The 12,870-nt window shown below is 63.4% G+C and carries 15 protein-coding genes; 5 read left to right on the top strand and 10 right to left on the bottom strand.

Annotated features, from left to right (window positions below; all coding sequences use genetic code 11):
* Window positions 1-73 precede the first annotated feature (73 nt).
* Window positions 74-1,690 carry an ABC transporter substrate-binding protein gene (locus tag AWB67_RS27205; RefSeq protein WP_087659314.1) on the bottom strand — a complete coding sequence of 539 codons (1,617 nt, stop codon included), beginning with the start codon at window positions 1,688-1,690 and terminating at the stop codon, window positions 74-76.
* A 255-nt stretch (window positions 1,691-1,945) separates the two neighbouring features.
* Here AWB67_RS27205 and ribA point away from each other — a divergent pair, with 255 nt between their 5' ends.
* The gene (ribA, locus tag AWB67_RS27200) at window positions 1,946-2,641 is read left to right on the top strand and encodes a GTP cyclohydrolase II (protein ID WP_087659313.1); all 696 of its coding nucleotides are present in this window, start codon (window positions 1,946-1,948) and stop codon (window positions 2,639-2,641) included.
* Between the two features lie 6 nt (window positions 2,642-2,647).
* Here ribA and AWB67_RS27195 read toward each other — a convergent pair whose 3' ends face one another.
* From AWB67_RS27195 to AWB67_RS27170, 6 genes are all read right to left on the bottom strand, one after another.
* The gene (locus AWB67_RS27195) at window positions 2,648-3,373 is read right to left on the bottom strand and encodes a 2OG-Fe(II) oxygenase (protein WP_087659312.1); all 726 of its coding nucleotides are present in this window, start codon (window positions 3,371-3,373) and stop codon (window positions 2,648-2,650) included.
* 90 nt (window positions 3,374-3,463) lie between these two features.
* Window positions 3,464-4,069, bottom strand: coding sequence for a recombinase family protein (locus tag AWB67_RS27190; RefSeq protein ID WP_087659311.1), 606 nt, complete (start codon window positions 4,067-4,069; stop codon window positions 3,464-3,466).
* Between the two features lie 82 nt (window positions 4,070-4,151).
* Window positions 4,152-4,646, bottom strand: a complete 495-nt coding sequence (locus AWB67_RS27185; protein WP_087659310.1) for a hemerythrin domain-containing protein — start codon at window positions 4,644-4,646, stop codon at window positions 4,152-4,154.
* A gap of 58 nt (window positions 4,647-4,704) precedes the next feature.
* A complete protein-coding gene (locus AWB67_RS27180; RefSeq protein WP_087659309.1) occupies window positions 4,705-7,014 on the bottom strand; it encodes an ATP-dependent DNA helicase in 2,310 nt (769 codons plus the stop codon).
* Window positions 7,015-7,101: 87 nt separating this feature from the next.
* Window positions 7,102-7,341 (bottom strand): hypothetical protein, encoded by a 240-nt coding sequence (locus tag AWB67_RS27175; protein ID WP_087659308.1) that lies wholly within the window; start codon window positions 7,339-7,341, stop codon window positions 7,102-7,104.
* Between the two features lie 174 nt (window positions 7,342-7,515).
* Window positions 7,516-8,085: a DUF2239 family protein gene (locus AWB67_RS27170; protein WP_087659307.1), complete on the bottom strand. Its 570-nt coding sequence runs from the start codon at window positions 8,083-8,085 to the stop codon at window positions 7,516-7,518.
* A gap of 149 nt (window positions 8,086-8,234) precedes the next feature.
* Between AWB67_RS27170 and AWB67_RS27165 the strand changes: the two genes are divergently transcribed.
* Complete coding sequence (locus AWB67_RS27165) at window positions 8,235-9,647, top strand: cytochrome P450 (protein ID WP_087659306.1); 1,413 nt, start codon at window positions 8,235-8,237, stop codon at window positions 9,645-9,647.
* Window positions 9,648-9,738: 91 nt separating this feature from the next.
* Entirely contained in the window at window positions 9,739-9,873 is a 135-nt protein-coding gene (locus AWB67_RS43020) for a hypothetical protein (RefSeq protein ID WP_268808107.1), read from the top strand.
* 11 nt (window positions 9,874-9,884) lie between these two features.
* Here AWB67_RS43020 and AWB67_RS27160 read toward each other — a convergent pair whose 3' ends face one another.
* Window positions 9,885-10,697: a transporter substrate-binding domain-containing protein gene (locus AWB67_RS27160; protein ID WP_087659305.1), complete on the bottom strand. Its 813-nt coding sequence runs from the start codon at window positions 10,695-10,697 to the stop codon at window positions 9,885-9,887.
* A gap of 144 nt (window positions 10,698-10,841) precedes the next feature.
* Between AWB67_RS27160 and AWB67_RS27155 the strand changes: the two genes are divergently transcribed.
* Window positions 10,842-11,180, top strand: coding sequence for a DOPA 4,5-dioxygenase family protein (locus AWB67_RS27155; RefSeq protein ID WP_087659304.1), 339 nt, complete (start codon window positions 10,842-10,844; stop codon window positions 11,178-11,180).
* A 46-nt stretch (window positions 11,181-11,226) separates the two neighbouring features.
* On the opposite strand, the gene phaP is transcribed toward AWB67_RS27155, so the two are convergent.
* Window positions 11,227-11,796, bottom strand: a complete 570-nt coding sequence (gene phaP, locus AWB67_RS27150) for a TIGR01841 family phasin (protein ID WP_087659303.1) — start codon at window positions 11,794-11,796, stop codon at window positions 11,227-11,229.
* Window positions 11,797-12,433: 637 nt separating this feature from the next.
* Here phaP and AWB67_RS27145 point away from each other — a divergent pair.
* On the top strand, window positions 12,434-12,637 hold the full coding sequence (locus AWB67_RS27145) for a helix-turn-helix domain-containing protein (RefSeq protein ID WP_235007530.1): 204 nt from the start codon (window positions 12,434-12,436) through the stop codon (window positions 12,635-12,637).
* Here the strand turns inward: AWB67_RS27145 and AWB67_RS27140 are convergent.
* A complete protein-coding gene (locus tag AWB67_RS27140) occupies window positions 12,634-12,858 on the bottom strand; it encodes a hypothetical protein (RefSeq protein ID WP_087659302.1) in 225 nt (74 codons plus the stop codon). The two genes, AWB67_RS27145 and AWB67_RS27140, sit on opposite strands and share 4 nt — an antisense overlap.
* Between the last annotated feature and the right edge of the window lie 12 nt (window positions 12,859-12,870).

Below are 12,870 nucleotides of genomic sequence, written 5' to 3'. Positions count from 1 at the left end.
CATGGCGGCCTCGGCTCATCCCGTCATGATAATCGAGGCGGTTACTTATTCAACCTATTTACGGGATGTTGTACTAGTCCAAAGTGATGCCGTCGAAGCGGTGTCCGCCGAGCGGGCTGATCAGATAGCCGTGCACGCGCTTCGAGATCGGCTGATACGCGTTGGCGTGCGCGATCGGCGTGTACGGCACCTGGTCCTTGAAGACGACCTGCGCTTCCTCGTAAAGCCGCGTGCGCGCTTTCTGATCGGGGACCAGGCGCGCTTTCGCCAGCAGGTCGTCGAACTGCTTGTTGCACCACTTCGCCATGTTGCTGCCATGCACGGCGTCGCAGCCGAGCGTCGTGCCGAGCCAGTTGTCCGGGTCGCCGTTGTCGCCGAGCCAGCCGTAGAGGATTGCGTCGTGCTCGCCGCCCGTCTTCGCGCGCTTGTTGTACTCGGCCCATTCGTAGCTGACGATGTTTGCCTTCACGCCGATCTTCGCCCAGTCCGACTGGATCAGTTGCGCCATCAGCCGCGCGTTCGGGTTGTAGCCGCGCTGCACGGGCATCGCCCAGAGGGTGATCGTGAAGCCGTCGGGGAAACCCGCTTCCTTGAGCAGCGCGCGCGCCTTCGCAGGATCGTACGGCGCGTCCTTCAGCGCTTTGTACGACCATTGCGACGGCGGCATCGGATTCGTCGCGACGGTTGCCGCTCCCTCGTAGACGGTCTTGATGATCGCCTCCTTGTCGACGGCCATGTCGAGCGCACGGCGCACGAGCACGTTGTCGAGCGGCTTGTGCGTCGTGTTGTAGCCGACATACGCGACGTTGAAACCGACGCCCGACAGCACGGCGAGCTTCGGATCTTTGCGCGCCGTCGCGATATCGGCGGGACGTGCGAACGACGTCAACTGACACTCTCCGCTCGCGAGCTTTTGCATGCGCACGGCGGCATCGGGCGTGATCGCGAAGACGAGCTTGTCGATGTGCAGGTCCTTCTTGTTCCAGTACGTGGGGTTCGCGTCGTAGCGGATCGTCGCGTCCTTCTGGTAGTCGCGGAACACGAATGCGCCCGTGCCGACTGGCTTCTGGTTGATGTCCTCGGGCTTGCCGGCCTTGAGCAGTTGCGCCGCGTACTCGGCGGACACGATCGACGCGAATTCCATCGCGATGTTGCGCACGAACACGACGTCGGGCGTCTTGAGCGTGAAGCGCACGGTGTAGTCGTCGAGTTTTTCGACGGAGGCGATGTTCTTGTCGTAACCGAGGTCGGTCAGATACGGAAAGCTGACCGGATGCGCCTTCTGGAACGGCTCGTTCGGGTCGATCATGCGCTTGAACGTGAACACGACGTCGTCGGCGTTGAAGTCGCGCGTCGGCTTGAAATACGCCGTCGACTGGAATTTCACGCCGCGTCGCAGATGGAACGTGAAGCTCTTCGCGTCCGGCGCCTCGTCCCACTTTTCGGCGAGGCCCGGCACGAGATCGAGCGAGCCGCGTTTGAATTCGACGAGCGTGTCGTAGACCGAGTGCGCGCCTGCGTCGAAATCGGTGCTCGTCGTGTACTGCGCTGAATCGAAACCGGCGGGACTGCCTTCGGAGCAGAACACGATCGTTTTGCTCGCAGCCGATGCCGCTTCAGGCATCGCGCCGAGAGTCGCGAAGAGGGAAACGGCGAGGGCGCCGAGGCGGAAATGACGTGATCGGAGCATTGTTCTTGTACGCACGTTTGGAAGTTGGAAAGCCGCCGCGCGGGCGGGCCGCCCCGTACTCTACCAAGCGATGAATTTTGTCTGAACCAATGCTTTCTGCTTTCCTTTCTGCTTTCGAAAGGCCGCTGCCATTCGCCGCAACGCCCCGCGAAACCCCGCTATCATCGGGCGAAAGGCTGCAAACTTTCCCGAGGGGCTTTAACATGACGTCCCGGGCAGCCATAATTGCCGGTGCCGAGAACTACCGACTGAGCCATGAAAACCGCTTCCGATTCACTAGACGCACAAGCCGCAGAAGACGCGCAAGCCGTGCAGGACGCCGATCCCCGCTTCGGCCAGTGCCATCCGAATGAAGACGTCGAACTCGCCGCCACCGCGACGATCCCGACGCGCTACGGCACGTTCGCGTCGTATGTCTATCGCGTGAAGCGCACGGACATCGAGCACATCGTGTTCGTCATGGGCGACGTGCGCGGCGGCGAATCCGTGCTCACGCGCCTGCATTCCGAGTGCGTGACGGGCGACGTCTTCGGCTCGTACCGGTGCGATTGCGGCGAACAGCTCGACCTCGCGCTGCGCTATATCGCGGCCGAGGATCGCGGCATCCTGCTGTATCTGCGCGGGCATGAAGGGCGCGGTATTGGCCTGGCGAACAAGATTCGCGCGTATGCGCTGCAGGAGCAGGGGCTCGATACCGTCGATGCGAACCTGCACCTCGGCCTCCCCGACGACGCCCGCGAATACGATTCGTCCGCTGCGATCCTGCGGGCGCTGAACGTGAAGTCGGTGCGGCTGATGAGCAACAATCCGTCGAAGTTCGACACGCTGCTCAAGCACGGCATTCCGGTGTGCGAACGCGTCGCGCTGGCGATTCCGATGCGCGAGGAGAACGAGCGCTACATCAAGACGAAGCAGGCGCGCTTCGGCCATTACTTCGACGAAAACGAATGAGCGTGTTCACTGGGCGTCGTGAAAGATGATGCCCAGCGTGTGCCGATGCCCCGAGCGCAGCCGGCTCACCCCATGCCGCAGATTCACGCGATACGCGCCGCGCGTACCCTGCACCGGCCGGTGATGCACCGCGAAAACCACCGCATTGCCCTGTTTCAGCGGCACCACTTCCGCGCGCGACTGCATGCGCGGCCGCTGCTCCGTCATCACGAACTCGCCGCCGGTGAAGTCGCGCCCGGGCTCCGAGAGCAGGATCGCGAGCTGAATCGGAAAGACGTGTTCGCCGTATAGGTCTTGATGCAGGCAGTTGTAGTCGCCCGCTCGGTATTGGAGGATCAGCGGCGTCGGCCGCGTCTGCCCCGTGCGGTGACAACGTTCGATGAACTCCGTGTGCCGCGGCGGATAGCGCGCATCGATCTTCATGATGTCGTTCCAGCGGTTCGCCACGGGTGCGAGATGCGGATACACGGCCGTGCGAAGTCCTTCGATCAGCGCCGGCAGCGGATAGCCGAAATACTTGTACTCGCCGCGCCCGAAGCCGTGGCGCTCCATCACGACGCGGCTGCGGTAAAGCGCGTCGCGCGGATATTGATCGATGAGCGCGTCGCATTCGGATGGTGCGAGCAGGCGCTCGATCACCGCGCAGCCGTATTGGTCGAGGTCGTCCTCCACGCGCGGCCAGTCGATCGCCTCCACCCGATCTGCGATCGATGCTTCCACCACATCATTCATTGACCGCTCCTTTCGCTCGGTTCGAATGCGTTCAGTGTCGCTGGTCGTCCGGGCAGGAACAAGCCAAGTCTTGCTATGACATTCGAGAAATCAGGATTCTCCCGGCGTATCCGGCTCGTTGCGCGCGTTGGCGTTGCGCAAACGGATGATCGTCTGCCGCGACGTATTGAGCGCCTGCGCGACGGCCGTCACCGTCTTGCCCGCCGCGAGCGCACGCAGCGCCTGCGCGCGCTGCGCATGAGTCAGCGACGCGGGCCGCCCTTGCGGCAAGCCCATGCGTTTCGCCTCGGCGGCGGCGGCGAGCGCCCGCGCGCGCTTCGCCATGCGCTCTACGTCGACTGCAAGTTCCAGCGCGCGCAATGGCGAATCGGCACCGGTCGCGGTGAGGCTCGCGCGGCCAAATTCGAGACACACGGCGTGGGCGTTGCGGCTCGCGAGCGCCTTCAGCGTGCCCACTATGTCGCCAATGCTGTTGCCGAGGTAATGCAGACGCGTCACCAGCAGCGTGTCGCCGTCGGAGATGCGGCGCAACGCGCGTTGCAACGCCGGCCGGTATTCCGCGGCAGTCGAAATACCGCACGAATCCGAGACGACAGCGCTCATGTCGACGAGAAATCCGGCGGCGTCGATGTCGAACAGGTCGCTTTCGAGGACGCTGTCGTCGCCACCGGTGCTCACATACACGATAAAGGCCATGAACCGCGCTCCGTTTCCCTTCCGGCGGACCGGCGGCTCAACCTGACCCCGCCACCCCGCCGGCCCGGAATCGATCGCGCGCTCAATGCGCGGTCGCGACTTCGGTGATCTTGTTCTGCAGCGCTTCCTTGCGCGCGACGATTTTCACGCCGAGCGCCATCAGGTCGATGCCAGCCTTGCGCAGCTCGGGGAAAAGCTCTTTCTCTTCTTCCTCGACGTGGTGATTCACGTTCTCCGACAACACCTTGAACGTGGCATCGAAGCCGTCGTCGCCGGCGCGCAACTGCGTGAACTTGTCGATCAGCGTCTTGACGAGAAAGTGCTCGACATAGGCTTCGTCGACGTCGTCCTTGTCGTCGCCTTCCAGCGCGCCGCGCGCCGCCGGATACAGCAGTTCCTCCTCGACAATCGCGTGGATGGTCAGCAGTTCGCAGGCGCGCTGCACGAGCGTCGTCTTGCGTTCGAGATCGTCTTTTTCGGCGCGCTCGAAGGCGTCGAAAAGCTGCTCGACCGCGCGGTGATCGGCTTCGAGAACGGCGAGTGCATCTTGCTGCGGCGTCGATTTGGCGGTGCTCATGGCGGCTCCTCTCTCTGTTGGTGGGTGTCTAACAACAGCAAAGCGAGTGCCCGGGGGCTCAGGCGTCGCGCTGGCGCATGACGTCGACTTGCCACCACGCCGGCAGGAGGCGCCGGACTTCGGGCCGCGCGAAGCGATCGTCGATCAGGTAGAGCACGCCGCGATCGTCCGGCCCGCGGATCACGCGGCCGGCCGCCTGCACGACCTTCTGCAGGCCAGGGAAAAGATACGTGTAGTCGTAACCCGCGCCGAACGCCGCGTGCATGCGCGCTTTCATCTGCTGATTGACGGCGTTGAGTTGCGGCAGGCCGAGCGTCGCGACGAACGCGCCGACGAGCCGCGTGCCCGGCAGATCGATCGCCTCTCCGAACGACCCGCCCAGCACCGCGAAGCCGATGCCGCGGCCATCCGGCGCGAAACGCGCGAGAAATGCCTGCTGGTCGGCCTCGCTCATCGCGCGCGCCTGCTCCCACACCGGCACCGACGGATGGCGCGCCGCGAATGCGCCCGCGACTTGCGCGAGGTAGTCGAAGCTGCTGAAAAAGCTCAGGTAGTTGCCGGGCGCGCGCTCGTACTGCGCGGCGATCAGGTCGACCACGCTCGCCACCGACTGCTCGCGGTCGCGGAAACGCGTCGATACGTCGGCGATCGCGCGGACCTGCAATTGCTCCGCCGCGAACGGCGACGCGACATCGACGCGCGCGCTCGATTCCGGCAGGCCGAGCGTGTCGCTGTAGAAATGCGCGGGCGTGAGCGTCGCGGAGAAGAGGGCGACCGAGTGCGCGCGCGCGAAACGCGGCGCCAGATGCGGCGCCGGAATCACGTTGCGCAGGCAGAGGACGGCGTTCGGCGCGGTCGAGCGAGTGCGGGCGCCAAGCGTCACGTCGAAGATCGAATGCGACGCGAAACGCTCGGCGATGCGCGCGAAATGCATCGCGTCGAAATAGAAGCGCAGCGTCTCCGGGGCGAAGGCGTCCGGGTATTCGGCCACGAAATCCGTCATTTGCGAGATCGCCTGTTCCAGTGCGGCGATGAAGCGCGCGGGAAGCGTCGCGTGGGCGGTGTATTCGGCTGTCTGCTCGGCGCTGAGCTCCTTCCAGCTTTTCGCGATGCGCGAGAACACGCGCTTGAGCGGCGCGGGCGCGCTGCGGCGCATCGCGTCGAAGGCGGCCTGATCGAGCGTCGCGGAATACATGCCGCGCGCCCGGTCGACAAGGTTGTGCGCCTCGTCGACCAGCACGCTCACGCGCCAGCGGTTCGCCTCGGCGAGCGCGTACAGCATGGCGCTGGTGTCGAAGTAATAGTTGTAGTCGCCGACGATCACGTCGCTCCAGCGCGACATCTCCTGGCTCAGGTAATAGGGGCAGACGTCGTGATTCAGCGCGACCTGGCGCAGCGCGGCCTTGTCGAGCCGGGCGGCGTCCAGCGCTTCGGCGCGCGCGGCGGGCAAGCGATCGTAGAAACCGCGCGCGAGCGGACACGATTCGCCGTGGCAGGCACGGTCGGGGTGCTCGCAGGCTTTGTCCCGCGCGACGAGTTCGAGCACGCGCAGCGGTGCTTTTAGCGTAGTCATCGCATCGAGCGCCAATTGACGGCCCGCGCTTTTCGCCGTCAGGAAGTAGATCTTGTCGAGTCGCTGCGCGGGCCACGCCTTCAGCAGCGGAAAAAGCGTGCCGACCGTCTTGCCGATGCCGGTCGGAGCCTGCGCCATCAGGCAACGTTGCGCCACCGCCGACCGATACACGGCCGCTGCCAGTTCGCGCTGTCCCGGCCGGAACGACGCGTGCGGAAAGGCGAGGGCCGTGAGCGCAGCGTCGCGCGCGCCACGATGCGCGATTTCCTGCGCGGCCCATGCGATGAACCGCTCGCATTGATCGACGAAATGCACGCGCAGTGCCTCGGCGGACTGCGTTTCGACGAAAACGGTTTCCTTCTGGCTCGCGATATCGAAATAGACGAGCGCGACGCGGATTTCCGCGAGCCCGCGCTTTTTGCATAACAGCCATCCGTAAACGCGCGCCTGCGCCCAGTGCAGATGCCGGTGATTGGCGGGCATCGCATCGAGCTTTCCGCGATACGTCTTGATCTCTTCGAGCTGGTTGGCGGCGGGATCGTAGCCGTCGGCGCGGCCGCGCACTCGCAGCGGCCCGTGGATGTCGGTCAGCGCGACTTCGGTCTGGTAACCCGGCGGACGACGCGCTGTCACCGCCGCATGTCCGGCGATGCCCTCCAGCGCGGTGGGCGAGGGCGTGAAGCGCAGATCAAGGTCGCCGCGCTTGGCGGTGAATTCGCACAGCGCGCGAACCGCGACGACATAGCCGTCCGGGGCGTCCGGTTCAGTATCCGATTGAGTGACTACTGTATGCATGCACAGTAGTCTAGCATTTACAGCTATTCCGTAATGCCTGATTCAATGCGGCCGGTAAAAGCAAATGCTCTTCCGGCCGCATTCGAATTACTGCTGCGCTTCCATCGTTTCACCGGCGCGCATGGCTTTAGCGAGGCTCGCTTCGTCGGGCGCCTTAGTGGCTGCCTGCTCGGCGGCGACGGTTTGCGCGCTCATTCCGCGTTGCGATGCGGGTGCGCCGTCATCGGCCGTGTAGTAGGGCGCCGGGCCGTAGCCGCTTGCGAAGGCCGGCGTGGCGACGATCGCGGCCGCTGCGATCAGGAGAGACGTCAGTTGTTTGCTCGTCATGGTGGTGCTCCAAGTAGGTTTTCAAAGGGTCCACTTCATTGGCCTTGCTTCACTGTCTATTTGCTTTCGACCTGCTGAAATGTGAAGGCAGTGTAATTGCCGTCCAATTAAAATTAATCCCCTCTGAAGAGCACATGAATTCGGGTATATCGGCGATTTAATTAGGCATTGATTTTAGGGTGAATCGATTTGATTCGAGGCGAGCAATGCGGTGTGGTCACGTATATCGCTTGGCCACGCTGCGATCAGGTCGGTGAAACGGGGTACGTCGTTCGCGAAGAGCGCGCGCGTTGCCTCTTCGAAACCGGGAAGGTCGCCTGCCATCGCCGACATGAAGTGGTACGCCCGTTCTTGCGTCTTGCGCGCCATGTCCCGGTCGCCGTGGGCGCGGCGGGCTTCGTCCACCAGTTTGCGCAGTACCACCGACGCGCCGCCCGGTTGTGCCGCCAGCCATTCCCAATGCCTCGGCAGCAGCGTCACTTCCCGAGCGACGACGCCTAGCTTCGGACGTCCGCGGCCACGTACGGCGTCGGGGCTGGGCGGCGCCGGGCTCCCAAGCCGTTCGATGATTTCCTCGTCCGCGCCGCGCGTGTCGATGTCGATCGAGCGACCCGTCACGTTGTCGAAGATCAGGACCGGGCCGGCCGCGCCCCCCGCGATGGCGCGTTTCACCGCTACCGCGACCGCCGGTAGCGGCCCTGTAACGATGCGCTTGTGCCCATCAAAGCTGGTGAAGGAATGCATGAACACGCTCCAAGCATGAATTGAGATGCCGCATATTACCCGGGTGTAAATACAGAACGCAATATCATCCGGGTAAAATTCCAACGATACCTGATGAACCGCTTGGCCTATGCTGACTTGAGGGCGCGGGAGAAAAAGGAATCAGGACAATGGAAGCTCATGCGCGATTGCGACACTTGCAGGACCTGCCGTCTCCGTCCGGCTTGCCGCTGATCGGAAACGCGTTGCAGTTGAAGCCATTCACGCTGCATACGTCGCTCGAGCAATGGGCGCGCAAGCTCGGCTCGCCGTACCGTTACCGAGTCGGCAACACCAACGTGCTCGTCTGGACGCAAGCCGAGCTATGCCAGGCGGTCCTGCGCGAGCGCCCGCATCTGTATCGACGCATCGCGCCGATCGAGTCCGTGCTCGGCGAGATCGGCATCAACGGCCTCTTCTCCGCCGAGGGCGCCGCGTGGGAACCGCAGCGGCGGCTCATCATGCAGGCGCTGTCGATCTCGAACATCAAGGCGTTCTATCCGACGCTCGCCGCCATCACCGAGCGCTTCCGGCAGCGCCTGCAACGCGCGGCGGCACAGGGCAAGCCGCTCGAAATGACCGACGAGCTCAAGCGCTATACCGTCGACGTAACGAGTTCGCTCGCGTTCGGCGAGGACCCGAACACGCTGGAACAGGAGGGCGGCGTCATCCAGGAACGGCTCGCGCTGATCCTGCCCGCCGTCATGCGCCGCACGAACGCGCCGTTTCCGTACTGGCGATACGTCCGCCTGCCGAGTGATCGCAAGCTCGATCGCGCGATGCTCGATGTGCATCGTTTTGTCCACGACATGATCGGACGGGCGCGCGAGCGGATGCGCGACGCTCCCGGCGACGCACCGCGCAATCTGCTCGAAGCGATGCTGGCCGCGCGCGACACGCCTGACTCCGGCGTCACCGACGCGCAGATCGCCGCGAACGTTCTCACGCTGCTGATCGCGGGCGAAGACACGACAGCCAACACGATCGCCTGGTCGCTGATGTACATCGCCGCGGACCCGGCCTTGCAACAGCGCCTCTCCGACGCGTCGCGCGGGGCGTTCGGCGGCGAGCGGATCTGTCCGGACTATGGCACGCTGAAACAACTGGATTTATGCGAGGCAGCGAGCAACGAGGCGAGCCGGCTGCGGCCGGTTGCGGTGATTCTCGGCTTCGAGCCGCTGGAGGATGTGTGCCTCGACGGCATCGCCGTGCCTGCAGGAACGTGGGTCTTCTTCCTCACGCGTCCGCCGATGCTGGAGCCGGCGAATTTCGCGCACCCTGAGCGCTTCGATCCCGACCGATGGATGCATCACCACGACGCGTCGCGCGGGGCGCACGAACAACGCGCGTACCTGACCTTCGGCGGCGGGCCACGCGTTTGTCCTGGACGCTACCTCGCGACAGTCGAAATCCGGCTGGTCCTGTCGATGATCGCGGCGAACTTCGACGTTTCGATGGCCATCGACCCCGCGACGATCACCGAGATCTCCGCCTTCACGATGGTCCCGAGCCGTATGCCGATGCATCTGAAACCTCGCGCCTGAGGGCGGAATAATCCGACGCCGCGGCGCGTTTTATCGGTGGGTGTCGCGCAGGGCCGCCGGCTCGGCACGGTCCGGCCCGTGGAGAAATCGCATGAAACTCGTTCGTATCGTATCGATCCTGCTCGCCGCGCTCGCGGTCACGCTCGCCGGATGCCAGACCGACGGCACCGGCGCGAGCAGCGGCCAATCCGGCTCGATGTACAAGGGCGGCGGAGGCGGGTACTAGGCCGCGCGGGACTAGTCGAGAGTCTGCGCGACCTGCTGCGGCAGCGGCACGTGCAGCCACTTCTGCACGATCGCGTTCAGTTCGCCGTTTTTCTTGGCGTCCGTGAGCGCGCCGTTCACGCGTGCGAGCAGCTTCGGCTCGTTCTTGTTCAGGCCGACGCGGCACGACGATTCGTGGATCACGTACTTGAGCACCGGCTTGTTGGGCGCATCGGCGGGCATCATCGACGCGAGTTTCGTAGCGACGAAATCGCCCGTGCCGATCAGCGGCACCTGGCCGGACACGTACGCGGAGATCATGCCGTTGTTGTCGTCGTAGCGCTTGATGGTCGCGCTCGGCGGTGCGCTCTTCGTGATCATCAGGTCCTGGAACGTGCCGCGCGCGACGCCGACCGTCTTGCCGGCGAGATCGGCGGGGCCGTCGACTTTCAGGCTCACCGGGCCAAACACGCTGTTGTTGTAGGGCGAGTAGGGCTGCGAGAAGTCGATGACCTTGTCGCGCTCGGCGTCCTTGCCGAGCGTCGAGATCACGAGATCGACCTTCTTCGTTTGCAGATACGGAATGCGGTTCGCGCTCGTGACGGGCACGAGTTCGAGCTTCGCACCGAGCTTCTTCGCGAGCAGCGCGGCGACGTCGATGTCGAGCCCCTCGACCTGCATGCTCGGCCCCACCGAGCCGAACGGCGCGAAGTCCTGCGGGACAGCCACGCGCAGCACGCCGCGTTTTTCGATGTCGTCGAGGGTATCGGCGTGGGCCGATACCGCGCGCATCAGCACGCTGAATGCGATTGCGCCTGCCTGCAACCAGAGCTTCGATATTTTCATGCGTCGCCTGAACGTGAGGGTTACGGATTTAAAGAAGGCTCGAATATCGCATGAAAAAAAGGCGGCGGCAGGAGGACGAGGGCGCCGCTAGAATCGCATCGACGGCCGTCACTTCTTCGGCTGCGAAAGCAAAGAGGCTTTGGAATGACGCAAATCGCGAGCTGGCACGCCCACGTCTACTTCGACGCCGCGACGCGCGATGCCGCGTGGCAACTGCGCGAAGCGATAGAAACGCATTTCGCGGACACGCTGACGATGGGACGCTTTCACGAGCGGCCGGTCGGGCCGCATCCGATGTGGTCGTATCAGTTGGGGTTCGGAAGCGCGCGGCTCACGGAGGTCGTCGAGTGGCTGGCGATCAATCGCGACGGGCTCGACGTGTTCCTGCATCCGAATACCGGCAACGCGCTGGTGGATCATCGCGATCGCGCGGTCTGGATCGGGCGATCGTATGAACTGGTGCTGGAGAATCTGGGGCCGTAAAAAAAGCGAGCACACAGGCTCGCTTTTTTCTACGCATAGGCGCTGATTACTTCTTGGCGCTTGCGGCCTTGCCGGCGGCGACCAGTTGCGTCGCGCTCTTCGATGCGGCGCTCGCATTCGTTTCCGCTGCCTCGACCACATCCTTCGCGGCCTTCTTGGCGGCTTCGTACGCCGAGTTCGCTGATTCGGCAGCAGCGCCGAACGCCGACTTCCACGCGGTCACGACGGCTTCGCTGCCAGCCGGCGCGTTCTTCGCGATGCTGTCGACATACGCTTGCGCGTCGTCCTGCGACTTCTTCAGTTGCGCTTCGGCAGCGGCGGCGAACACGCTGCGCGTGCCGTTCACGACGGCGTACACGTCGCGCCAGTAAGCCTGCACGCGCTCGGCGCCGGCTTGAGCCTGGCTCGTTTGCAGCGCGATCAGTTCTTGCGGGTCACGCACGGAGAGTGCCTTGCCAACCAGTTCCTGGCTTTCCGCAAGCGACGTGCGGACGGTCTGCACATTCAGCCCGACCAGTTTTTCGAAACCTTCAAACGATTTGGCGGCGAGACCGTAAAAGGTGTCGAAGCCCGCTTTCTGTGATGCGACGATTTGCTCGGGGGCAAGACTGCTCATCTGTGAACTCCAGGGTGAGAAAAGTGATGGTCTACTCTATTTGTAGCGGCGTTTGTTGCGGCGCAGCGAAAAGAGACATTCTAGGGATTAATTTGCCGGTGTCAATTGCGTTTTCCCTGCTTGACTGCAGATCGCTATTGACCAGTGCGCACAAATGTTCAGTTAATGAACTAATATTTAATCACGGACGTTCGTTATATCTTCCGTCTGTGCCTTGTCGCACGGCCATTCTGGCCCGCAGTGCTAAAATCCGCGCAAAGCCTTTTAATTACTCGCGCGCACAGAATCGATCCGCGTAAACACTTACATCGAAAACGGGCATTCAAACGGCTTACACCCTTGACAGCCGAAAATCGGTTATCGAAAATTCATGCGCTGCAGCAAGCGCCTCATTCATTCATTAATCGGCGGCGTTCGATGCGGCCGGTCCTTAACTGGTATTAAACAAGCATGTCACGATGCAGTCATCGTGCGCAGTCAGTATTTCGTTGGGCGGCAAGTCAGCGCTCAATGGCATAAATATAAATCGAGAGACATCACGCAAATGGGGCGACATTCCCAAACCCTCGGACACCTCGAACGCAGTCACGAGGACAACGCACTCCGCCGCGCCATCGCGGCGCGACTCGACAGGACCATGCAGAAGGCAGGCGTCAGCTCGGCGAAGGCCGCGAACTGGCTCGACGTCAGCGAAGACGACGTCCAGTTCTGGCGGCGCGGCATCACCGTTCCGCCGCTGCACGCGTTCAACCGCATCGCCCGGACACTCGACGTCGACGTCCACTGGCTCTGCACGGGGCAGTCGCAAGCGGCGCCTCGGGTTGAAAGCGTAGGCCTCTAGGACAGCGTCGCCAGCACGTTCGACAGGCGTCGGACGTGCGCCTTGAACGCTTCGCTCGTTTCACGATCGGTGGTCAGAAGATGCGACGTTTCGGCGATCGCGGCCTGCTCGTGAAAATCGCCAACGATCTTGTCGCGCACGTCCGGCGAAAGCGACCGGACGATGGAAACCAGCAGGGCTTCTTCCGCGTGAAGCATGCCCAGAATCGAGCGCGTGTCCATGTGATGCTCCTT

The sequence above is a fragment of the Caballeronia terrestris genome (assembly GCF_001544515.1).
GTDB lineage: Bacteria > Pseudomonadota > Gammaproteobacteria > Burkholderiales > Burkholderiaceae > Caballeronia > Caballeronia terrestris.
The sequence above is the reverse complement of the archived record's forward strand: the minus strand, read 5'-3'. Positions and strand labels throughout refer to the sequence as shown.